The 22,369-nt window shown below is 60.8% G+C and carries 17 protein-coding genes; 15 read left to right on the top strand and 2 right to left on the bottom strand.

Annotation, left to right across the window (positions count from 1 at the left end; genetic code table 11):
* The gene (gene glgP, locus H4684_RS04750) at window positions 1–2,589 is read right to left on the bottom strand and encodes an alpha-glucan family phosphorylase (protein ID WP_192623005.1); all 2,589 of its coding nucleotides are present in this window, start codon (window positions 2,587–2,589) and stop codon (window positions 1–3) included.
* 75 nt (window positions 2,590–2,664) lie between these two features.
* Between glgP and dut the strand changes: the two genes are divergently transcribed.
* From dut to arfB, 10 genes are all read left to right on the top strand, one after another.
* On the top strand, window positions 2,665–3,141 hold the full coding sequence (gene dut, locus H4684_RS04745) for a dUTP diphosphatase (RefSeq protein ID WP_192623004.1): 477 nt from the start codon (window positions 2,665–2,667) through the stop codon (window positions 3,139–3,141).
* 26 nt (window positions 3,142–3,167) lie between these two features.
* A complete protein-coding gene (locus H4684_RS04740) occupies window positions 3,168–4,361 on the top strand; it encodes an aspartate aminotransferase family protein (protein ID WP_192623003.1) in 1,194 nt (397 codons plus the stop codon).
* Between the two features lie 101 nt (window positions 4,362–4,462).
* Window positions 4,463–5,317: a 50S ribosomal protein L11 methyltransferase gene (gene prmA, locus H4684_RS04735; RefSeq protein WP_192623002.1), complete on the top strand. Its 855-nt coding sequence runs from the start codon at window positions 4,463–4,465 to the stop codon at window positions 5,315–5,317.
* Entirely contained in the window at window positions 5,314–6,012 is a 699-nt protein-coding gene (locus H4684_RS04730; RefSeq protein ID WP_092190888.1) for an endonuclease III domain-containing protein, read from the top strand. Before prmA ends, H4684_RS04730 begins: the two co-directional genes overlap by 4 nt.
* The gene (locus H4684_RS04725; protein WP_192623001.1) at window positions 6,009–7,130 is read left to right on the top strand and encodes a murein hydrolase activator EnvC family protein; all 1,122 of its coding nucleotides are present in this window, start codon (window positions 6,009–6,011) and stop codon (window positions 7,128–7,130) included. The genes H4684_RS04730 and H4684_RS04725 overlap by 4 nt, the downstream gene beginning before the upstream one ends.
* Window positions 7,131–7,225: 95 nt before the next feature.
* Window positions 7,226–8,497 (top strand): S41 family peptidase, encoded by a 1,272-nt coding sequence (locus H4684_RS04720; protein ID WP_192623000.1) that lies wholly within the window; start codon window positions 7,226–7,228, stop codon window positions 8,495–8,497.
* A 52-nt stretch (window positions 8,498–8,549) separates the two neighbouring features.
* Window positions 8,550–9,851 (top strand): divergent polysaccharide deacetylase family protein, encoded by a 1,302-nt coding sequence (locus tag H4684_RS04715; RefSeq protein WP_192622999.1) that lies wholly within the window; start codon window positions 8,550–8,552, stop codon window positions 9,849–9,851.
* A gap of 75 nt (window positions 9,852–9,926) precedes the next feature.
* Window positions 9,927–11,273 carry a diguanylate cyclase gene (locus H4684_RS04710; protein ID WP_092190463.1) on the top strand — a complete coding sequence of 449 codons (1,347 nt, stop codon included), beginning with the start codon at window positions 9,927–9,929 and terminating at the stop codon, window positions 11,271–11,273.
* A 170-nt stretch (window positions 11,274–11,443) separates the two neighbouring features.
* The gene (locus H4684_RS04705) at window positions 11,444–11,764 is read left to right on the top strand and encodes an IscA/HesB family protein (RefSeq protein WP_192622997.1); all 321 of its coding nucleotides are present in this window, start codon (window positions 11,444–11,446) and stop codon (window positions 11,762–11,764) included.
* An 89-nt stretch (window positions 11,765–11,853) separates the two neighbouring features.
* The gene (gene arfB / locus H4684_RS04700) at window positions 11,854–12,267 is read left to right on the top strand and encodes an alternative ribosome rescue aminoacyl-tRNA hydrolase ArfB (RefSeq protein WP_192622996.1); all 414 of its coding nucleotides are present in this window, start codon (window positions 11,854–11,856) and stop codon (window positions 12,265–12,267) included.
* Here arfB and H4684_RS04695 read toward each other — a convergent pair.
* Window positions 12,236–14,671, bottom strand: coding sequence for an acetate--CoA ligase family protein (locus H4684_RS04695; protein WP_192622995.1), 2,436 nt, complete (start codon window positions 14,669–14,671; stop codon window positions 12,236–12,238). The genes arfB and H4684_RS04695 overlap by 32 nt on opposite strands.
* A 159-nt stretch (window positions 14,672–14,830) precedes the next feature.
* On the opposite strand from H4684_RS04695, the gene H4684_RS04690 reads away from it, so the two are divergent.
* From H4684_RS04690 to H4684_RS04670, 5 genes are all read left to right on the top strand, one after another.
* On the top strand, window positions 14,831–15,694 hold the full coding sequence (locus H4684_RS04690) for a YitT family protein (RefSeq protein ID WP_092190890.1): 864 nt from the start codon (window positions 14,831–14,833) through the stop codon (window positions 15,692–15,694).
* A gap of 82 nt (window positions 15,695–15,776) precedes the next feature.
* Entirely contained in the window at window positions 15,777–17,198 is a 1,422-nt protein-coding gene (locus H4684_RS04685) for an SH3 domain-containing protein (RefSeq protein ID WP_192622994.1), read from the top strand.
* Between the two features lie 285 nt (window positions 17,199–17,483).
* The gene (locus tag H4684_RS04680; RefSeq protein ID WP_192622993.1) at window positions 17,484–19,571 is read left to right on the top strand and encodes a molybdopterin-dependent oxidoreductase; all 2,088 of its coding nucleotides are present in this window, start codon (window positions 17,484–17,486) and stop codon (window positions 19,569–19,571) included.
* A 9-nt stretch (window positions 19,572–19,580) separates the two neighbouring features.
* Window positions 19,581–20,030 (top strand): 4Fe-4S dicluster domain-containing protein, encoded by a 450-nt coding sequence (locus tag H4684_RS04675; RefSeq protein WP_092190475.1) that lies wholly within the window; start codon window positions 19,581–19,583, stop codon window positions 20,028–20,030.
* A 221-nt stretch (window positions 20,031–20,251) separates the two neighbouring features.
* Window positions 20,252–22,315, top strand: a complete 2,064-nt coding sequence (locus H4684_RS04670) for a methyl-accepting chemotaxis protein (RefSeq protein WP_192622992.1) — start codon at window positions 20,252–20,254, stop codon at window positions 22,313–22,315.
* Window positions 22,316–22,369 lie beyond the last annotated feature (54 nt).

The following is a 22,369-nucleotide window of genomic DNA, read 5'->3' as shown; positions in this document are numbered from 1 at the left end:
CTACCCTTGGAGTTTCGGCGCGGGCTCGTCGGCCCAGAATATCAGACCCAGGCTGTGCGCATCGCGCAGCAATGGGTGGTGCGGCAGGATGCGCACGGTGAAGCCGAACTTGCCGGTGGCCATAGGCATGGCCTTGCCGCGATACACGTACCAGCCGTCCGGAGTGCGTTCATCCGGGCTCATGAGGAAGGTGGACCTGCTGGCAAACTTGCCGGTGTGATCGAGGGGGCCGGTGTAGATCTCCACGCGGATGTCCTGGATGCCGAGTCCCTCGACCTTGACCTCGGCGCTGACCTCCAGGTTCTCGCCGACGAACATCTCGTGGGCCGTGATGCACTGCACGTTTCGGATGTCGAGCGCTCCCCAGTGGGTGAGCAGGTTCATGCGCCACTCGGCCAGTTCCACGACCGGGCGGTACTCGTTGGCCGAGAGCTTGCCGTAGCTGATGTTGGACGGGAGGTAGGCGCGCTTGGAATATTCCTCGACCATGCGGTGTCCGTTGAAGACCGGACCCAGGGTTTTGAGCGCCTGCTTCATTTTCTGCACCCAGCGTCTCGGGAAAGAGCCCTGCACGCGATCGTAGAAGAGCGGGATGACGTCTTTTTCGAGGATGTTGTAGAGGGTCTGGCTCTCCACGAAGTCCTGGTACTCGACGTCGTCGTATTCCTCGGCGTTGCCGATGGCCCAGCCCACGGAATTGTCCGGACACCAGGCCTCGTCCCACCAGCCGTCGAGGGTGCTCAGGTTCAGGACGCCGTTGGCCATGGCCTTCATGCCGCTGGTGCCGCAGGCCTCAAGGGGGCGGCGCGGGTTGTTGAGCCAGATGTCGCAGCCCTGGACCAGGTAGCGGGCGACCTGCATGTCGTAGTCTTCCAGAAAGACCATGGACGCGCGGCTCTCGGGGGATTGGCAGAGGCTGATGAGCTCCTGGATGATTTTCTTGCCCTCGTTGTCGCGGGGATGGGCCTTGCCGGCAAAGACGAATTGCACCGGGCGGGCCGGGTCGGTGACGAGGCGTTTCAGGCGGTCATCGTCCTTCAAGAGCAGGTAGGCGCGCTTGTAGGACGCGAAGCGGCGGGCGAAGCCGATGGTCAGGGCCTCGGGATTGAGGACGTTGTCGGCCACTTCCAGCTCCCAGCTCCGGCCGCCGCGGGACATGATCTGCTGCTGCAGCCTGCGCCGGACGAAGTCCACGAGCCGCTCGCGCAGGCGTTCGTGGGTGCGCCAGAGCTCGATGTCGGGGATGGTCCCGAATTTTTCGCCCACGCGCTCGCAGTCCGGATCCTCGCGCCAGGACTGGCCGAGAAAGCGGTCGAAAAGGACGGACATTTCCGGGGCCACCCAGGTCGGGAAATGAATGCCGTTGGTGACCCAGCCGATGGGCACATCCTCTTCCGGGTACTGGGGCCAGACCTTGGCCCACATCTTGCGTGAGACCTTGCCGTGCAGCCGGCTTACGCCGTTGTTGAACCGGGATAGGCGCAGGGCCAGGATCGTCATGCAGAAGTGCTCGGCATCGTCGCGCGTGTTTTCACGGCCAAGGGCCAGGAAAACCTTCCAGGAGAGTCCCAGGTCCGCGGAGTATTCCTGGAAGTATCTGGCCATAAGGTCCGGGGAGAAACGGTCGTTGCCCGCCGGAACAGGAGTGTGCGTGGTGAAGACCGAGCTCTGGGCGACCAGTTCAAGGGCCGCTTCGAAGGACAGGTGCCGGTCCTGCATGAGCACGCGGATTCTTTCCAGACCGGCAAAGGCCGAGTGCCCTTCGTTCATGTGGATGACCCGGGGCGAGAGGCCCATGGCCTCCAGGGCCTTGATGCCGCCGATGCCGAGCAGGTATTCCTGCATGAGCCGCATTTCCAGATCGCCGCCGTAGAGCTGGGAGGTCAGCTCCCGGCGCTCGGGCGGATTTTCGGGGATGTTGGTGTCCATCAGGAACAGCGGCACGCGGCCCACGTCGGCCCGCCAGACGCGGAAATAGAGGGGCTTGCCCTGCATCTGGAAGCGGACCTTGAGCGGCAGCCCTTCCTCGTTGAGCACGGGAAAGAGGGGCATTTGGTCGAAATCGTTGGGCTGGTAGCGCTCTTGCTGCCAGCCGTCGTGGGTCAGGTACTGGCGGAAAAATCCGCGCTGGTAGCAAAGGCCGATGCCGACCAGGGGAATGTTCAGGTCACTGGCGGATTTGAGATGGTCTCCGGCCAGCACGCCAAGCCCTCCCGAATACACGGGCAGGCATTGGGCGATGCCGTATTCGGCGCTGAAATAGGCGACCACCGGCCCGCTGTCGAGGGCGTCGAGTCCGGTCATGGGGCCGCGCTTGGAGATGTATTTTTCGAAACCCGCCGCAATGGTTGACAGACGGTCCAGAAAGAATTCATCCTCGCCCAGCTCTTCCAGTGTGCTCTGGGGCAGATGGTTCAGGAACCAGACCGGATTGTGTTCGCTTTTTTCCCACAGTTCGCGGTCTATCTGGGCAAAGAACTCCTCGATTTCATGCTGCCAGGAAAAATAGAGGTTGCTTGCCAGCGTCTTGAGCGGCAGAAGTTTTTCCGGAAGCTTGGGCACAACTGTATAGACATGCAATGGTTGCATAAATCCCCCTGTCATAAATTTGTAACGCATCCCTGCATGCGCTTGGAGTACAAGCTAGCATGCCAAGGAGAAGAAATGAATCCCTGTTCCGGAATTGTCACCATGCCGGTCAAGGTCCGTTTTTTATCGGAAACGTGCCCGCCGGAGAAGTTCAACTATGCCACTTCGGGATCGGCCGGTATTGATCTGCGGGCTTGTATGGCGGAAGCGGAGGTCTTGATCCCCCCCGGAGGAAGGCACCGCTTTCCAACGGGCATCGCCGTGGAATGCACGATGCCGGGAGTGGCCGGTTTTGTCTATTCCCGAAGCGGCCTGGGAACCAAGGATGGACTGGTCGTCAGTCAGGGGGTTGGGGTCATCGATCCGGACTATCGCGGCGAGATCCTGGTCAGCCTCCTGAACACTTCGGACCAGACCCGCACCGTGACCCGGGGACAGCGCATCGCCCAGCTCGTTTTTCAGCCTGTCGTGCGCGCAGAGATCATTGCGCAGGACACTCTTTCGGACACCGCGCGCGGCGCCGGAGGATTCGGGCACACCGGCACGATCTGATCCAACTCATTTGCGAGGAGAATTTCATGAACAGCGAAGATATAAAACAAGGCGAAGCCTCGGCCCTGTGCCGGACCTATGCACGTTATCCCCTGGCCGTGAGCCGGGCCGAGGGGACCAGACTCTACACCCCCGAGGGGCGCGTCTACACCGACCTTCTGGCAGGCATCGCCGTCTGCAACCTGGGGCATTCCCATCCCGAGCTGGTCGAGGTCATCTGCGCGCAGGCAGGCAAGCTCATTCACGTTTCCAATCTTTTCTATCAGGAAGAGCAGGTCGCCCTGGCCAAAAGGCTGCTCGGCACCTCGCACCTGGAAAGGGTCTTTTTCTGCAACTCCGGCGCCGAGGCCAACGAAGGGGCCATCAAGCTGGCCCGGCGCTACATGCGCGAGGGCCGGGGCGAGGAACGCTACGAGATCATCACCCTGGGCGGGTCCTTCCATGGCCGGACCCTGGCCACTCTTACGGCCACGGGCCAGGACAAGATCAAGACCGGTTTCGGGCCGCTGCCCGAGGGTTTCATCACCGTGCCCTTTGCGGATCTGGCGGCCATGGAGGCGGTCATGAACGAGCGCACAGCCGCGGTGCTGATCGAGATGATCCAGGGCGAGGGCGGGGTCAAACCCCTGCCCGATGATTACGTCCGTGGACTGGCCGCTCTTTGCGCCGCCAAGGGCGTGCTGCTGATCGTCGATGAAATCCAGACCGGCGTGGGCCGGACCGGAAGATTCTGGGCGCACCAGCACGCGGGCCTCAAGCCGGATATCGTCACCGTGGCCAAGGGCCTGGCCGGGGGCCTGCCCATGGGCGCGGTCATGTGCACCGAAGAGGTCTCCAAGGGTTTTCCTCCGGGCAGCCACGGCACGACCTTCGGCGGCAACGCGCTCATCTCCGCCGTGGCGTCCAAGGTCATCGAGATCATCGAACGCGACGATCTCTGCGGTCGGGCCGCGCGCATGGGCGACTGGCTGCGCGGGCGGCTGGAAGGGATCAGGAGCAGGTTCCCGGAGAAGATCGCCGAGGTGCGGGTGCATGGCCTGATGGTCGGCATCGAATTGACCCATCCCGGGGCCGAGGTCTGGAAGGAACTGCTCGGGCAGGGCTTTGTCCTGAACCTGACCCAGGACACGGTACTGCGTCTGCTGCCGCCGCTGGTCATAACCGAGGAAGAGCTTGAGGCGTTCTGCCTGGCTCTGGAATCCATCCTGGCCAAGGGTTAGTCCTTGCCGAGTTTTTGTTCTTGGGCCCTTTTCCCGAGGGGAGCGGGCCCTTTTTTCAAACTTCAAATTCCAACGGTGTTATCCCGTTGTCAGGTTCATACATGTCAAACAAACTCGCCCGCCTTGCCCTCGCCTTTGCCCCGGAAAACGAGGATCTTGTCACCGGCCTGCTGTTTCTGCACACCCCGTGGGGTTGGGAGGACGGCGGCATAAAGGACGGCCTGCGCCACCTGACCGTGCACTTCGACCGCCCTGAGCAGTCCGCCGAGACCGAGGCCGCGCTTCAGGCCGCGTGCCCCGAGGTGCGGCTCGAAAGGTCCAGCGTGGACAACGCGGATTGGACCAGCGCCTGGAAAAAATATTTCACGCCCATCCCCATCGGGTCGCGGTTCGTGGTCCTGCCGGCCTGGCTCAAGGACGAGCCCTGCACGGCCCAGCCCATCCTGATCGAGCCCAAGATGGCCTTCGGGACGGGGCATCACCAGACCACGGCCCTGTGTCTTGAGGCATTGGATCGCCTGGCGACGGAGGGCGTGCTGGCGGCGGGGCAGTCTTTCCTCGACCTGGGCACGGGTTCGGGTATTCTGGGCATCGCCGCCGTCAAGCTCGGACTCGTCGGCCAGGGGCTGGACATCGACCCCGTGGCCATCGACAACGCCCGCGAAAACGCGGTCCTGAACGCGGTGGGGGGCGCTTTCACAGCCGCCACCGGGAGCGTCACGGACATCCCCTCGGAGCAGCGCTTTGATTGCATCCTGGCCAACATCCTGGCCAATCCGCTCATCGACATGGCCGAGGACATAAGTGCCCGTCTGGCCCGGCCGGGAGTGCTCATCCTGTCCGGCATCCTGCGCGAGCAGGCGGACCGCGTCGTGCAGGCCTACATCGGGCAGGGTCTTGCGGCCCCCGAGATCTCCTACTCCGGGGAATGGACCTTGCTCGTTTTTCGGACATGAACCGGGAAGCCGTGCTGCTTGACTACTACCGCGCGATGCGGGCCGAGCTGGGCCCAAGCCGGTGGTGGCCGGGAGACACGCCTTTTGAAATCGCCCTTGGCGCCATCTTGACCCAGAACACGGCCTGGGCCAACGTGGAGAAGGCGATGCACAACCTGCGCGAATCCGGCCTGCTCGAACCCCGGGCGCTTGCACGGTTGACCGACGGGGAGCTGGCGATGCTCATCCGGCCTGCCGGGGCTTTTCGGGTCAAGGCGGCGCGGGTGCGCAATTTCCTGAATTTCCTGCACGGGGCCTGTGATCTGGATATGGATGGATTGCGCGGCGAGACGGTGGAAGGGTTGCGCCCGGCCCTGCTCGAAGTCTCCGGCATTGGCCCGGAAACGGCGGACTCCATCCTGCTCTACGCCCTCGGGCTGCCGTCCTTTGTGGTCGACGCGTACACGCGGCGCATCCTGGGCAGGCACGGGCTGATCCCCGAAGACATCGGGTACGGGGAGCTGCGGGATTTTTTCATGGATGTCCTGCCGCCGGACGCGGCATTGTATAATGAATACCACGCCCTCATCGTGCGCACGGGCAAGAATTGGTGCGCAAAGAAGGCGGGAAAATGCGCGAGCTGCCCCCTGGCGGTGTTTCTGGAAGAGTTCAGCCCCTTGACCTGCGTGGGAAAAAGCATCATCCCTCACCCATGAATCGTCCGTCATCCCGCCTCAAGCCGCGCTTTTTCGCGATCATCCTGATGCTCCTGGGCGGTCTTGTGTTTACGGCCACGCTCGGCCTTGCCTCTCTGGAAGAAGAGATGGCCGCCAAGAACAAGCAGTTGGCCGAGCGTAAAAAAGTCATCCAGAGCCTGACCGAAAAAGAGCGCAGCCTGCACAAGGATCTGGCCAAACTCGAAGGTTCGGTCAAGCAGGCCGCGGCATCCCTCCAGAAGCTCGAAGACGAACTGGCCGTTCTCAAAAAAGAGCAGGCCGAAGGCGCCAGTCGCCTTGATGCGCTGCTGAAGGAGCGGGAAAAGACCACCGGCCGTCTGCAGGAGTTGATGCGAACACTGTGGCCCATCTACCTGACCGCCAAGGAAGAAGGTTTTGCCTCTGCGGAGCGGTGGGCAGAGGCTAACCGCCGGGAGGCCTGGCTGACGGCCCTGTATGGCGAGGCCCAATCCTTGCGGGAAGATATCGAGCGGCAGAGCCAGATCGTGGCCGACCAGCAGTCGGTTCTTGATCAGAATGCGGACCAGGCCGAGGCCCAGCTGAACAAGATCAAGGCGTCCAGGGCAGAGCTGGAAAAAAAGAGGACGCAGTACGAACGCCAGATTGCCGAGGTGCGGGTCAAGAAGAAGGAGAGCGAAAAGGAAATCCAGAATCTGATGGGTTCCATCGCCGGCATCCGCCACAAGATCAGCCTGCAATCCTCCAAGAAGATTTCAAAGCTGCAGGGCAAGCTGAGTTGGCCGGCCAAAGGCAAGCGGGTGGTGTCCTTCGCGCCGGACGGAAATCCGCCCAGCAACGGGATTGGCCTCGCCCTGTCTGCCGGCACTCCGGTGCGCAGCGTCTCCTGGGGCAAGGTCGTGCACAACGACCAGTTGCGCGGGTTCGGACAGGTTGTGATTGTTTTTCACGGCGAGGATTATTATTCGCTGTATGCCTTTTTGTCCGATGCCCCCATTCCGGTGGGCCGGGAAGTGGAGCGCGGACAGCAGATCGGCGTGTGCGGATTCTACCCGGCGGCCAAGGGCGAAGGCCTCTATTTCGAATTGCGTTACAGGCAAAAAGTCATTAATCCTTTAAAATGGTTACAGTCGGGGTGAAAAGTGGGTTCGCATTTTTTCGGACTGGACTGCACCACGGTATCCGCTTTCAAGTGATTCCAACAATTTCTCGCCATTCCCTCAGGGAGGATATCATGCGTTTCAGCCATTTTCTTGGCACGATGATTCTTCTGGTCGGCCTTTGCGGCACGGCCTCGTCCAGTCAGGCCCGTGATACTGATCATTATCAGGCCTTGAAGCAGTTCAGCCAGGTTCTGGATCTGATCGAAAAGAATTATGTACAGGAGGTCGACCGTACGGATCTGATCCACGGGGCCATAGAGGGGATGCTCAATTCCATTGATCCGCATTCCACATATATCGATCTCGACAAGTTCAAGATGATGCAGGAAGAATTTCAGGGTGAATTCGGTGGAATCGGCATCCAGATCGGAGTCCGGGACAAGCGTCTGACCGTAATTGCCCCTATTGAAGACACCCCCGCCGACAAGGCCGGTCTTAAGGCCGGTGACATCATCCTTGAGATCAACGGCGTTTCGGCGCTGGACATTTCCCTTGAGGACGCGGTGTCCAAGATTCGCGGCCCCAAGGGAGAGGCCGTGGAGCTGACCATCCTGCACAAGGAGTCCCAGGCTCCGGAAAAGGTGACCATCGTGCGCGGCACGATTCCGCTGGTCAGTGTCAAGTTCAAGGAACTCGAGCCCGGCTATGTGCATCTGCGTCTGACCGATTTCAAGGCCAACACCACCGACGACATGCACGACAAATTGCGCGAGTACTCGGCCAAGCAGGAGCTCAAGGGCATTGTCCTTGATCTGCGCAACAACCCCGGAGGCCTTCTCAATCAGGCCATCTCCGTGACCGACACTTTTCTGCGTGACGGGCTCATCGTCTACACCCAGGGACGCGATCCCAAAAGCAGAAAGGACGAGATGGCGTCCCGTCAATCGACGGACGTGACCTGTCCAGTGGTGGTGCTCATCAATTCCGGTTCGGCCTCGGCCTCGGAGATCGTGGCCGGAGCCCTGCAGGACCGCAAGCGGGCCATCCTGATCGGCGAGCGCACCTTCGGCAAGGGTTCGGTGCAGACCATCATGCCCCTGTCCGACGGTTCGGCGGTCAAGCTGACCATCGCGCTCTACTACACGCCAAACGGGCGCTCCATCCAGGCCGAGGGCATCGACCCCGACGTGGAGCTCCCCTTCACGCTCGCGGCCGAGGATGCCGTCGAGCCACGTGATTTCAGGGAAGCGAACCTGTCCAAGCATCTGGACAATCCCAATGGGGATACGGTGCTGGACCCGGAAGCGCTTGAAGCCAAGGAAGCATTGGCCAAGGACAACCAGCTGCGCATAGGTCTGAGTATGGTCAAGTCCCTGCCGCGCTTCATGCAGCTCACCAACTGATTCTCATCGCAACGCGGGACGGCTCCTGTCGTCCCGCGTTCTTTCCACCTCCATGCCCCCAAAAAAACGAAAAAAGAAGAAGCCAGCGGCCAAGGCGTCCGGCTTTTCGCTGTTCAAATCACTGCTCTGGATTTGCGTCGTCCTCCTGACCGGTCTGACCCTTTTCGTGGCCATGCATCTGCCGCTCAGAAACGCTCCGAGCAAGTCCGGGAAAGTTCAGCCGCCGGTCGCACACAAGTCGTTTGAAGAGCCTGCCCCGCAAAGCCGCAAGGAAGCCCGGCCCAGCCAGGTTTCCGCCAGGGACGCTTCGGTTCGAAAGAACCAGCCGCTGGCATACGAGGCCCAGATCGACGATTTTGACGCCAAGGTCCGCAGTGTCGATCTGGCCATACTGATGGGCCTTGCCGCCCAGGGCGAATCCGAGAGCCTCATGCGCCACAGGACCGTGGAGGTACGGCGTCATGGCGGTCAGGAGTTCTATTATCAGAACCTGACCATCAATCTGGGGCACGAAGTTTTTCCCTTTCTGGCCGAACTCAAGAAGAACCTGGATCAACTCGGGCCGGATTTTGGCCTGAAGACCGTGGACAGCAACCCTCGCGATCTTGAGATTTCCATCCTTGGCGAGCCGACTCATCACATCTTTCTGCCCCTGTCCCTGGTTCCCGAGCCGGAGCCCGAGGTTCCGACCGTGAGGGCCCCACGGCTCGTCATCATCATCGACGATCTGGGCGAGAGCATGGCCGTGGCCAAGCGGCTGGCCGATCTGCCTTTCGCGGTCAGCTTTTCGGTGCTGCCGCACAACACCAAGGCTCGTCAGGTGTCCGACCTGGCCAGGCAGAAAAATCTTGAGCTGCTGTTGCATCTTCCCTGCGAGCCGGAGGGCTATCCCAAGTCGGCCAATTCCGGTCCCGGGACCTTGCGCGTGAACATGAACCCGGCCGTTCTGGAACAGACTCTGGCCGACAATCTGGCGCGCCTGCCGGAAGTGGACGGAGTCAACAATCACATGGGTTCGCGTCTGACCCAGGACAAAAAGGCCATGACCGTAGTGCTTGCCCATCTGCAAGGACGGGGGAAATTTTTCGTGGACAGCCTGACCACGCCCAAGAGTTGCGTGCGCGACGTGAGCAAAACCCTGGGTCTGCGCTACTACAGAAGGCATATCTTTCTCGACAATACGGCAAAGGAGCATGCAATCCTGCTGCAGCTCAAAAAAGCCGAGAGCCTGGCCAAGCGTACCGGGCTTGCCGTGGCCATCGGGCATCCCTACCCGGCGACGTTGTCAGCGCTTGAGTCGTGGGCCAGGACCCGCGACATGAGCGTGGTTATCTGCAAAATACAAGATATTTGACAAATTCCTGCTTTTTCTCCAAGTAATGAAACCTGTACATAGAGATGTATTTCAGCTCATCAGCAGGAGCCAAAGATGGAGCCGCTTACCCCTTCTTCGTGCATAAATGTCCTTCTCGGGATTTCCCGGGGACTTTCGCATCGTACCAGCATTCAAAAAACACTTGAAGAAATTTGTGTCCACGTGGAGAGCTTTTTTTCTCCCAGGCACCTGGCGTTTTTGCTTGTGGATCCGGACACCGGGGACCTGACTTTCAATCATGTTGTGGGGGAAAAGACCGATTTGGTCAGCGGAAAGAAATTGCGGAAGGGCACGGGCCTGGCCGGATGGGTCGCAGAGACCGGAGATGCCCTGCTGATTGAGGACACTGCGCGGGACCCGCGCTTCACTACACAATTCCTGACGGCCAAGACCAAGGGCTGTTCAACGGTGATGGCCGTGCCGCTCAAGAGTGGCGATATGGTTTACGGTGTCCTGGAACTCATCGACACCCGTCATGGAGAGCCCTTTACCAAGAGGAATCTGGCGGACTTCGCGGCCATTGCCGAGGTTACCTCCGTGGCTCTTGAGCGGGCATACTATTTTCAGGCCATGAGGCGCATGGCCGAAACGGACCAGCTGACCGGCCTGCCGAACAAGCGGACCTTTGACCGTTACATGGAGCGCGAGATCGAGGTCTGCAAGCGCTATGGAACCCCTTCGAGCGTGTTGATGGTCACGATCGAGAATTTGCGCAGGCTCAACGAGGAATATGGTCCTTCGAGCGTGGACAAGATCATTCAAACGCTCGCCGTGGTCCTGGGCGAGGAGGTGCGAAAGGTCGACGTGCCGTGCCGCATCGCCTCCAACAAGTTCGCGGTGATCATGCCCAATACGGCCAGACCCGCCGCTCTGGATGTCAGCCAGCGCATCAACACCAAGATCGCCCAGCAAAGCGCCACCAGGCAGATGCCCTATTTTTCGGTGCTTCTTGATGTCGTGTCCGGAGTTCAGGAAGATGTCGCCCCGCTGATCGGGATTTGCGATACGAGCAGGGCCACGACCCGGGGCTTTCGCAAATTCCGCAATGTGGCCGCAAATCTTGTGCTGCTCCTCAACGAGGAAAAGCAGGCCATGGAGCGCAGGCAGTATTACCGCAAGAATGTGCAGCTTGCCGGGCAGTTCGAAAATCCCGAAACGGGCGAGACTGGTGATTTTCTGCTGGAAAATGTCTCCCTGAACGGCGTCGGCTTCACGACCTTGCTTTCCCATCGCCTGGTCCGGGGGGCCCTGATCAAGGTCCGTTTCCGTCTGGATGATTCACGCAATACGGAAGTCACCCGGGTGACTCGGGTCAAATACATGAACGATAGGTATGTCGGATGCCAGTTCGCGGACCAGAAAAGCTACGACAGCGACCTTGGTTTTTATTTGATGCGCTGATCGTTTGAATCTTGAATTTGCTGAAAGCGGGCTCCGGGTCCGCTTTTTTTGTGCCTGCGGTCGGTACCCCTGCCGGATTCGCGCCAAATTTTGGAAGTTCGCTGCCGGAGGTGTTGACATATCGTCTGTCGGGATTAAATTTTCACCTATTCAAACTATAGGAGGCATCTATGTTTACTCTCCAACCGGCGGCAAAGGCGCAGCTGGACGAGCATTTTGGCGGCAAGGACAAGGAACCCATTCGAATATACCTGGCTTCCGGCTGCGGCGGACCCCGTCTCGGGTTGGCCCTGGACGAGCAGAAAGACAATGATCAGATCTTCGACGTGGACGGATATTCCTTTCTGGTCGAGGGGGCCCTGTTCGAGCAGGCCAAACCCATGACCGTTCTCTTTGATCAGAACGTGGGCTTTACCGTGGAATCGAGCATGGTCTTCCCCGAGGGCGAAGGCGGGTGCTCCTCCTGCGGATGCGGCGGAAGCTGCGGCTGATCGCAAGGAAAAATCATCAAGCACGAAAAGGGCGGCCAAGGCTGCCCTTTTCGCTTTCGGAACCAAGACATTTTCGGTATCCACTCCCCATGTTAATCACACCCCGCGTACATATCGAAGACGAGGACATCCGCCTCGAATTCATCCGCTCCTCCGGTCCCGGCGGCCAGAACGTGAACAAGGTCGCGACGGCAGTGCGTCTGCGCGTTCGCCTGGACGCGATTCGCGGGCTGGACGAGGACGGGATGGCCCGTCTTGAGGCGCTGGCCGGAAAGCGGCTCACCGTGGACGGAGAGCTGGTCATCCGGGCCGAGTCGCATCGCACCCAGGAGGCCAATCGCAAGGCCGCCCTTGAGCGACTGGCGCATCTGGTGGCCCAGGCCGCCGTGCGTCCCAAGCCTCGCCGGGCCACGAAGCCCACCCGGGCTTCCAAGGAGAGGCGTCTGGCATCCAAGGCCAAACAGTCTCGTCTCAAGAATCTGCGCCGGAACGCAGAGGACTAGCCTTTTTTTCTTCCACGTTTCCCCCTCTCCTGCAGCGCAGGTTTTCCGCTCCAAGCCGGGCCTGAACATACAGCCCGAGGGCCCTCACGGCCCGGTCCGCATCCCTGAACACGGGCATGCCCCGTTCGCGCAGCATGGCCGCGAAGGGGTTGTACATCTCGCCGCCGTCGACCACTGCCACGATGGGCTTGGGACTGTGCCGCGCTATGGCGCTGATGCGCTCGGCAATGTTCTGGCTTGCGTCCATGTCCAGGGAGGACAGGGACGGAGTGAGCGGGATCATGCCGACGACGGCCAGGTCCACACCCGGGTCCGCCGCCAGCGCTTCCACGACCTCCGTGAAAAGTTCGTCGGTGGCCGCGGGGTTCATGTCCAGCGGATTCTTGACCTCGACCAGCCTGTCGAGTCCGCAGGCAGCCAGGGCCTTGGAGATGCGCTGTCTTGTGGCGGGACGGAATGCGGCCATGCGCAGCTCGAAGTCATCGGCCGTGATGTTGTCGGCCATGCCCACCGCCTCGTATCCGGCCGTTGAGACGGCGGCCATGCGGTTTCCGGCAATGGTCTTGCCATGCAGGCCCTTGGCCAGCATGTAGAGTTCCGTGAACTGGTTGAAGGATCTGGCCACCATGGCTCCGGCCTGGGTCAGGCAGGATTCGCAGACCGTGTAGTCTCCCGCCAGGGAGGCCGTGTGGCTGGACGTCGCGGTCTTGCCCTCGGGCGTGCGCCCGGCCTTGTAGAAGATGATCTCCTTGCCGGCCAGGACCGCCTCCCGCACGGCGCGGGTGAAGTGCACGCCGTCCAGGTCATTGAATCCTTCGCAGTAGACGCCGATCACGTCCGTGTCCGGATGGCTCCTGAAGTAGGCCATGAAGTCGCCCAGGGTCAGGTCGTTCTGGTTGCCGATGGAGATCAGATAGGCCGGGTCAAGTTCCGGGGCCCGGCTCATGCGTGTGGCCATGAACGCCCCGGACTGGCTGATGAAGGCGGAGTTGCGATGGTGCTGTCCCCGACCCTTGGGCAGCTTGTTCTCGGGAATGAACCAGGTGTCGTAGTTTCCCGGATGGGAAATGACGCCCATGGAATTGCCGCCCAGGAAGACGGGCCCGTCGCCCTGCCTGTGACCGTCGTCGATCCAGGCCATGATCCTTTCAGCCATGGCCTTGCTGTCTTGCGTTTCGCCCAGGCCGCCCGGGATGAGCAACACGGATGCGGCCTTTTTGCAGTACATGATCTCCTCGATCAGTTCGGGCAGGTTTTCGGCCGCCACGGCCACCACGAAGAGATCCACCGGCTCGTCAAGGGCGGACAGTTCCCGGACGCAGGCGACGCCGTCGATTTCCGTCGCGGCCGGATGGACGACCGTTATCCTGTCCGCCGGGAATCCGTGCGCCAGGACGTTCTGCAGGATGACGCGGCCAAAGTTCCGCCGGGAAGTGGACACCCCGATCAGGCCGATGCGGACCGGATGCAGCAGGGTGTGGATCTTTTCCACGGGCCTGGGGGCGGCCAGCGTCTTTTGCGGCAGCGAGAACCGGCACATTCCATCGAGCGGCACCATCATGAAGTCCGAAAAGGCGAAGGGGTTGATCTCCAGTTCCTCGATGACGAAGGGGGCGTCCACGGCCGTGGGCGAAAAGAAGTTACCGACCTGGATGAACGCCGAAAAGCATTCGATGAGCTGTTCGTCGGCGACCACGCGCTTCTGGCCGCGCGTCTTTCCGGCCAGGACCTTGTAGGCCACGGTGCGCCTGAAGAGTTCAAAAAAGGACTCGCCGTCGTTGAGTTCCGTGGAGGCCGAGACGATGCTGCGGTTCTTGCGGAAATTGTCGGCCAGAAGCTCCGTGTCCGTGCCGCCGACTCCGGCGGTGAGGACCATGCCGAATTCGCGCGTGGCGCGCAGGCCGACAATGAGTTCGTTGCCGAAAGAGGTGGCGTCCGGAGGAATGAACTGCACCAGGAGCACGCCCTGAATGTCCTGGGAGATGGCCGAGACCAGCGCATCGCCGGTCAGTCCCTGGTAGTGCGCCGGAGCATGGGCGGGGCGGCGCTCGATGCGATCGGCATAATTTTCGGCGACTTCATACATCATGCGCCGCCAGGTCGAACGGATCTTGTCCGGATGCTTGGGGATGATGCGCACGCCTCCGACGTCGCTCTTGTGCACGATGTAGGGCGAGACGATCTTGAGCACGACCCTGTCTCCGGGCAGGGCCAGCAGTTCCTCGTCCGATGGCCGCGTTCCGGCCAGGAGCAGGAGGCTGCGCGGCGGCGTCTCGGAGCCGAGGTTGCGCAGCAGGCTGTAAACCTCGTGCTCGTAGAGGAGGTCTCGTCCCTTGCGCCCGGCCTGCGCAAAAATCTGGGTCATGGCCGTGAAATCGATATGCGTGGCGACTTTGATGCTCATGGAAGTGCTCCCGGCGATGGATTTGCCGCAGCGTAGCGCAGGGGAGGGCGACAGGACAAGAAGAGGTTGGCGCGTCCACGAGGATGAGACGCGGGCTTGTCACGGCGTTGCCTCGGCAAAAGGCTGGACATTTTCGTTAAACGCGGCATGTTGCCATCCATGAACTCCAAACTTCGGCTCTACGCCTATTCCATCCCGTGGAACATATTTCTCCTGACCGTGGGCAGCTTTCTTATCGCCATGTCCATCAAGTCGGTGGCCGTGCCGCACGGATTCGTGACCGGCGGCGTGTCGGGCATCGCCCTTTTGATCTACTACTTCACGGAAACGCTGACTCCGGGACTGTGGCTCTTCGTCCTGAACATTCCCATCGCAGTGATCGGCTGGGTCATGATCAGCCGCAGATTCGTGCTGTACACGGCCTACGGCATGTGCGCCATCACGGCCTGGATGGAGATCATCAGCTTCACCCTTCCCGTGCACGACCATCTGCTCGCGGCCATTGCCGGTGGGGCCATGCTCGGCGCGGGATCGGGAATAAGCATGCGTTCCCTCGGATCGTCCGGCGGGCTCGATATTCTCGGCATCCTTTTGCACCAGCGTTTCGGATTCCGCATCGGCCAGGTCAGCTTCATATTCAACGCGGCCCTGTTCACCGTCAGCTTCTCGCTGCTGGAGACGGACATGGTGCTCTATTCCCTGATCATGGTTTTCGTGACCAGCCAGATCATGGATTATGTCCTGAGCATGTTCAATCAGCGCAAGCTTGTGTTCATCATCTCCGATCATGCGCAGGTCATTTCGGACGCCATCATCAAGAGCGCCAACCGGGGCGTGACCCTGCTCGAAGGGCGTGGCGGGTACACCGGGCAACCCAAGCAGGTGGTCATGACCGTGGTCAACAACGTGCAGCAAAAAAAACTTGAGGAATTGATATTCACTCTCGATCCCGACGCATTCGTCATTTTCGAGAACACGTTCAACGTCATCGGCAAGGGGTTTTCCCGGCGCAAGGTGTATTGAGCGCGGCGGGGGACAGGAGCGTACTGGCCAAGCCTGTGCCGGACGGGCAGATTTTCGCACATCAACGCATGGGTCAGGAAACATGAAGAAAATTTTGCGCGGTTTGATTCTCGGGGTTTGGACGGCGGTTTTCATCTCGCTCCTGAGCGCCTGCGCGGGCAAGCCCCGCCCCGAGATCCTGCCCGATTCCGGCCCTGCGCTGGTGGAGACGGACGAGACGCCGCAAGGTCCGGCACTGCTTTCGGAAATCGTCCTTGCCGTGCCGCAGCGGGCAAGCCTTGCAGTGCAGGTGTCGGATCAGCCGCTCATGGCCCCGGCGGAGCAGGTCGCCATGCACAACCAGGCCCTGGAGCGTTTTTTTGCGCCGTGGAAGCAGGTGCGTGCGTCATTGTCCGCGAAAGACATTTCCTGGGGCGTGCGCGGCCTCGGATCCAAACAGGGCTACGCCGAAAATCTGCAGCCGTATCCGCAGGACAGGTGGGTGCATGTCGTGGCCTTGCAGGATCTGCCCACATATCCCTCCTTGAGCGCTCCGGCCATCACCGTACGCAACACCTCCATGCGCGTGCTGCCCTCGAACCGGCCGTTTTTTCTGGACCCGAAACGGCCCGGCGAAGGCTTCCCCTTCGACTATTTTCAGAACACCGCCGTGTGGATGGGCACGCCTGTCTTCATCACCCATGTCTCTTTGGATCGGGCCTGGTATTACGTCGAGACGGCCTTTGCCAACGGATGGGTGCGTAGCGAGGACGTGGCCCTGACGGACGAGAATTTTTGCGCGCAATACGAATCAAGGGCCATGGTGGCCCTGCGCAAGGACGAGACTTCGCTGATCGGGCAGGACATGTTTCTGGGACAGACCCATATCGGGGCCATTTTTCCCCTGCATTCCCGGGGTGGGCAGGGTTTCATGGTCAAGGTCCCTGTCCGGGACGCCACGGGCCGGGCAAAGGTGGCCCTGGCCGAGCTTGGCTATCTGCAGGCGTCGCGCATGCCGCTGCCGCTGACTTCGCGCTCCGTGGCGGATCTGGCCGACGCCATGTCCGGGCAGCTCTACGGCTGGGGAGGCATGTTCGAGAATCGCGACTGCTCATCCACCATGCGCGACCTGTTCCTGCCCTTTGGCATCTGGCTGCCGCGCAATTCCTCGCAGCAGGCGAAACACGGAGGCGAATCCCTTTCCCTGGAGGGACTGGACGCTGTCGCCAAGCTGCACGCCATCCGCACCCAGGGAGTGCCGTTTGCTTCCCTGATCTGGCTGCCGGGCCATATCGGGCTCTACCTCGGCACAAGCGACCGGAACGAACCGCTCATGCTGCACAATCTTTGGGGCGTGCGCACCGCTTTGCCGGAAGGGGGCGAAGGGCGTGCCGTGGTCGGTCGTCTCGTCATTTCGACCCTGCGCCCCGGCGAGGAGCGGGACGATGTGCGTCGGGACGACTTCCTGGACAAGGTGCGTGGATTGACGCTGATCGGCGCGAAGTCTTCCGTGATCGGGAAATAGAGACGCGCGGATGTTCGTCGTGACGATATGCGGATTCACGCCAATCAAAAAAAATGGCGGGCGCATCCTTGAGAACGAGAAGCAGGAGCTACGAAGAATTGATACAAGCACGGAAAAGAAAAGGGCTTGCGCGGGGGCTAGACCAGGATGAGGTTGTGAAAAAAAGGTCATTCCCCGGGTGTGTTTTCCTTGTCTCATGTCTGCAGGTAGTGACAAACAATCATATTGAATAACCATCAGCGGGGCCCGATTTCGGGTCTCGCGCCTTATCAGCGGGAGATGGCCATGACGGCAACAAAATCAGTGTTCAGTGTCTGCGGCATGTGCACCGTGCGCTGCCCAATCCAGGTGGATGTGCAGGACGGCAAGGCCGTTCGCGTCCAGGGTAACGAATTTTCTCCGCTCAAGAAGGGGCTTTGCGCCCGCGGGGCGGCAGGTATCGCCCTGGAGCAGGATCCGGAAAAGCCCCAGACTCCGCTCATTCGCGTGGGCGAGCGCGGCGAAGGCAAATGGCGGGCAGTGTCCTGGGACGAAGCCCTGGATTACGTGGCCGACAAACTCAAGGGGATCATGGCCGAGCACGGCCCCCGTTCGGTGCTGTGGAGCGACCGCGGAGGTCCCTTCCCGGATCTGCATCAGGCCTTCATGCGCGGCATCGGCTCGCCCAACTACTGCAACCATGACGCCTCCTGCGCCCGCAACGTGCAGCACGGCGCGCAGTCCGTCATCGGCGTGGGCCGCAAGATGGTGGCCTATGACCTGCGCAACGCCAAGCACATCATCCTCCAGACCCGCAATATCATGGAGGCCATCAACGTGGCCGAGGTCAACGCCGCCCTGGACGGCATCGCCGGGGGCGCAAAGCTGACCGTCATCGACATCCGCGGCAACGTCAGCGCGAGCAAGGCCGACAATTTCTTCCTCATCCGTCCCGGAACGGACTACGGCTTCAACCTCGGCGTCATCCACGCGCTCATTTACGAGGGGCTCTACAACAAGGAATACGTCGAGCAGTTCGTGGACGGCTTCGAGCAGCTCAAGGAATTCGTGAAGCCCTACACGCCCGAGTGGGCCGCCGCCGAGACCGGCGCTTCGGCCGAGGCCATCGTCGATCTGGCCCGCCAGCTCTCCGCCGCCGCCCCGAGCGTGGTCTGGCATCCCGGCTGGATGGTCGCCCGCTACAACGACTCCTTTCAGGTCTGCCGCACAGCCTACATCATCAACGCCCTGCTCGGTTCCATCGGCGCCAAGGGCGGACTGCCCTTCGTCAATGCGGCCAAGGAAGTGGGCCGCAAGGGCCTGAAGAAGCTGGCCGATCTCTTCCCCAAGCCGGAAGAGAAGCGGGCCGACGGCGTGGGCTGGAAATACCCGCAGTTCGACGGCGGCCCGGGCCTTGTGAACCTTGCCTATGACGCCATCGTCACGGGCGAACCCTACCCCGTCAAGGCCTACCTCTGTTTTCGCCACGATCCGCTCATGGCCATGCCCGATCCCGAGGCGTTGAAGAAAAAATGGGCCGGGCTCGACCTTCTGGTCAGCATCACCTTCTCCTGGTCCGACACGGCCTGGAATTCGGATGTGGTTCTGCCCCTGTCCACCTACCTGGCGCGTGAGAGCATCATCGCCGGCAAGTCGGGCCTCAAACCCCAGTTCTTTGTCAGGCACCGGGCTCAGGAGCCGACCTTTGACTCCAAGGCCGACTGGGAAATCATCTGCGGTCTGGCCAAGCGCCTGGGTCTTGATCCCCTGGCCTTCGAGACCATCGAGGACCTCTGGAACTACCAGTTGCAGGAGACCGGCGTGAGCATCGAGGACTTCAAGGCCAAGGGTTTTGTGGAATTGGCCGACAAGCCTCTGTACCGCCCCATGTCCGAAATCAAGCTGCCCACGCCATCGGGGAAGATCGAGATGTTGAGCGGCAAGTGGGCCAAGGCCGGACATGACACTCTGCCTCCGTACGTTTCTCCGGCACGTCCGCCGCAGGGGATGTTCCGCATCGCCTTTGGCCGGGTCGGCGTGCACACCCAGGGGCACACGGTCAATAATCCTCTCCTGGCCGAGCAGATGCCCGAGAACGTGGCCTGGATTCACACCAGCCGCGCCGCCGAGATGGGTATCGCCGACGGCGACCTGGTCGAGGTCTTCTCGGTCAGGGGTGAAAGCGGAAGAATTCGGGCGTTTGTGACGGATTGCGTGCATCCGGAAGCCCTGTTCATGGTTCACGGATTCGGGCACAAGCTGCCGGTGGAATCGCGGGCCATAGGCAAGGGCGCGGCCGACCATGAGCTCATGCCCGGCGGTCTGGAAAGCTGGGACAAGGGCGGGGGATGTCTCTCCATGCAGGAACATTTTGTCGGCGTGCGCAAAATCTAGGGGGCAGCGATGAGCAATTACAGAATGAAATTGGACAAGAAGCGTTGCATTCACTGCAAGGCCTGTGAAGTGCACTGCAAGGTCAAGAATAATAATCCCGTCGGGATCAAATACGCCGTACACACCTCCGGCAAGCCAGAACTCAAAGACGGCAAGATCGTGATGAAGGCCTCTTTTCGAAGCTGCTATCATTGTGACGACCCCGCCTGCGTTGCGGCCTGTCCCACGGAAGCCATGGTGCGCCGGGAGTCCGATGGTCTTGTGTACGTGGTTAAGGACTTGTGCATCGGATGCGAGGCGTGCATCGCGGCGTGCCCCTGGAACATTCCTGTCCTGCACGAGGAGGACAATATCGTCGGGAAATGCGATTATTGCATGGACCGCCTTGATGCCGGTCTGGAACCGGCCTGCGTGACTGCGTGCACCACGCATGCGCTGTGTCTGGAACGCAAGAAGTAAGGCTTGCTGTTCCCTGTCATTTCGACGCCCCTGGACTGGATGCAGTGCAGGGGCGTTTGTTCTGAAAATAGGCTTGATGCGGAACTCCAGGCCTTTTGTAAAAATTGAATCACTTGATACGAATTAAATGAACACGAAATGTTGAAGTCCCCTGAGTGCTGGGTTATGCGGGAGTACTCTTTGAAAAGGCTCGTGTTCAAATCAAACAGTTGGAGTGTGGCATGAAACTCAGATTCAAATTTGTCCTCCCGCTTTTTATTTCGGTGGTCGTCCTTGGCCTTGCGGGCGGGTTGCTCATCCGCTCGCAGTTGACTGATTTTCAGGGGCAACTGCTGCGCTCCATTGCCGAGGAGAAATCGCGCGAGGTGGACACCGCCATTGCCACGCTGGCGACTCAGGGACTTGAAAAGGCCGCGCTTTTTTCCCGGCGCACGGATGTGGTGCAGGCCTTTGAGCTGGCTCATATGGGCAATATCGAAAATGAAGCGGACCCGCTCATGCAGCAGGCCCGGGACGAGCTCAGGAGGTTGCTTGAAGACGATCTGGCCGGGTTCAAGAGCATCTCGGGCAAGTCCATGCAGCTGCATTTTCATCTGCCCAAGGCGCGCAGCCTGGTGCGCCTGTGGCGGGAGAAGCAGACCAAGCGCAGCGGGGAGTGGGTCGACATCTCCGACGACCTGACCTCTTTCAGGGAAACGGTCGTGCAGGTAAATACCAACGGCAAGCCCATCAAGGGTATCGAGGTCGGCAGCGGCGGCTTCGCCATCCGAGGCATAGCTCCGGTAGTTGATGCCGACGGCAAGCAGTTGGGGTCGGTCGAAACCCTTGAATCCTTCGAGTCCGTCATCGCGGGAGCCGCCTCCGGTGAGGGGCAGAGCATGGTCGTGTACATGAACGCCGCGAATCTGTCCGTGGCCACGGCCCTGCAAAATCCGGAAAAGAACCCTCTGGTCGGCGACAAGTTCGTTCTGGTCACCCCCACCGAGGACGGACGGGTCGAGGGTCTCGTGACCCTGGATTTTTTGCTGAAAGGACAGCAGGGCACTGTTTATGAACGATACGGCAATGCAGCGTTGGCGGCTTTCCCGGTCAGGGATTATGCGGGCGGGCAGGTCGGCGTTCTGGTCTATGCATTCGATGCGTCCTCCTGGACCACGGCGATCCGCGATGTGGGATTCTATATCCTGGCCCTCATGGCGGTGGTGCTCATGGCGGCCGGATTGATCAGCTCGTTTGTGCTCATGCGTCTCATCATCCGCCCGCTGTCGCTCATGAAGACGCGTATCGTCGACATCACGGAAGACCGGGCCGACCTGACCGACAGCCTTGCGGTCACGTCCAGCGACGAGATTGGCGAGCTGTGTTCCTGGTTCAACAAGCTCATGGAGAAGATCCGGAACATGCTCGCGAGTGTGGCGCAAAGCTCGAATCAGGTGGCCAGCGCCTCCCAGGGGCTGTTGCAGCTGGCCGGCAGCCTCAACGGCTACGCGGACACGATGACGCAAACTTCCAAGGCGGCGGCATCCTCCACGGACGACATGAGTTCGAACATGAACACCGTGGCGGCGGCCATGGAGGAGTTCACGGTCAACATCGGCACCGTGGCCACCAATTCGGATGAAATGAGCGCGACCATTTCCGAGATCGCGGTCAGCACCGGCAAGGCCAAGGAGATGACTGTCCGGGCCGTGTCCGCCGCGAGCAAGGCCACGGCCCAGGTCAGTGAGCTGGGCGCGGCGACGAGGGATATCGGCAAGGTGACAGAATCCATCACCGCCATTTCCTCGCAGACCAACCTGCTTGCGCTCAATGCCACCATCGAGGCGGCCCGGGCCGGTGATGCCGGGCGGGGGTTCGCCGTTGTCGCCAACGAGATCAAGGAACTGGCCCAACAGACGGCAAAGGAGACCGAAGAGATCCGCAACCGTATCCAGGGCATCCAACAGGCGACCGGTCAGACGATTTCGGAAATCGCAGAGATCACGGAGGTCATCGGTGACGTGGATGTCATTGTCGGGTCCATCGCCGCGGCCGTTGAAGAGCAGTCCGTGACCACGCGCGACATTGCCGAAAACGTCGGCCAGGCCTCTGTCGGAGTTCAGCAGGTCAATGAGAGCGTGGCCCATGTGGACTCGGTGGTGCGCGACATCGCCCGTGACGTGGGGCAGGTGCGCAGCGTCGCCGAGGAAGTAACCTCGACGGCAAAATCCGTGCACGAGAATGCGCAGAACCTGTCCGGTCTGGCCGAGGGCCTTGACACCATGGTCAGCAAGTTCAAGATTTAGGAGCGCAAAGTTTCAGGTCCGGTTTTATGGAGAACCCGCCTGGCGTGTGTCGTG

The organism is Desulfomicrobium macestii (assembly GCF_014873765.1).
Classification (GTDB): Bacteria; Desulfobacterota; Desulfovibrionia; order Desulfovibrionales; family Desulfomicrobiaceae; genus Desulfomicrobium; species Desulfomicrobium macestii.
This window is presented reverse-complemented; position numbering and strand designations above follow the sequence as displayed.

Coding starts and splice junctions, on each gene's coding strand:
- dut (WP_192623004.1), top strand. CDS start 2,665: ATGAATCCCTGTTCCGGAATTGTCACCATGCCGGTCAAGGTCCGTTTT.
- prmA (WP_192623002.1), top strand. CDS start 4,463: ATGTCAAACAAACTCGCCCGCCTTGCCCTCGCCTTTGCCCCGGAAAAC.
- H4684_RS04685 (WP_192622994.1), top strand. CDS start 15,777: ATGAAGAAAATTTTGCGCGGTTTGATTCTCGGGGTTTGGACGGCGGTT.
- H4684_RS04705 (WP_192622997.1), top strand. CDS start 11,444: ATGTTTACTCTCCAACCGGCGGCAAAGGCGCAGCTGGACGAGCATTTT.
- H4684_RS04720 (WP_192623000.1), top strand. CDS start 7,226: ATGCGTTTCAGCCATTTTCTTGGCACGATGATTCTTCTGGTCGGCCTT.
- H4684_RS04740 (WP_192623003.1), top strand. CDS start 3,168: ATGAACAGCGAAGATATAAAACAAGGCGAAGCCTCGGCCCTGTGCCGG.
- H4684_RS04730 (WP_092190888.1), top strand. CDS start 5,314: ATGAACCGGGAAGCCGTGCTGCTTGACTACTACCGCGCGATGCGGGCC.
- arfB (WP_192622996.1), top strand. CDS start 11,854: ATGTTAATCACACCCCGCGTACATATCGAAGACGAGGACATCCGCCTC.
- glgP (WP_192623005.1), bottom strand. CDS start 2,589: ATGCAACCATTGCATGTCTATACAGTTGTGCCCAAGCTTCCGGAAAAA.
- H4684_RS04670 (WP_192622992.1), top strand. CDS start 20,252: ATGAAACTCAGATTCAAATTTGTCCTCCCGCTTTTTATTTCGGTGGTC.
- H4684_RS04690 (WP_092190890.1), top strand. CDS start 14,831: ATGAACTCCAAACTTCGGCTCTACGCCTATTCCATCCCGTGGAACATA.
- H4684_RS04715 (WP_192622999.1), top strand. CDS start 8,550: ATGCCCCCAAAAAAACGAAAAAAGAAGAAGCCAGCGGCCAAGGCGTCC.
- H4684_RS04695 (WP_192622995.1), bottom strand. CDS start 14,671: ATGAGCATCAAAGTCGCCACGCATATCGATTTCACGGCCATGACCCAG.
- H4684_RS04725 (WP_192623001.1), top strand. CDS start 6,009: ATGAATCGTCCGTCATCCCGCCTCAAGCCGCGCTTTTTCGCGATCATC.
- H4684_RS04710 (WP_092190463.1), top strand. CDS start 9,927: ATGGAGCCGCTTACCCCTTCTTCGTGCATAAATGTCCTTCTCGGGATT.
- H4684_RS04675 (WP_092190475.1), top strand. CDS start 19,581: ATGAGCAATTACAGAATGAAATTGGACAAGAAGCGTTGCATTCACTGC.
- H4684_RS04680 (WP_192622993.1), top strand. CDS start 17,484: ATGACGGCAACAAAATCAGTGTTCAGTGTCTGCGGCATGTGCACCGTG.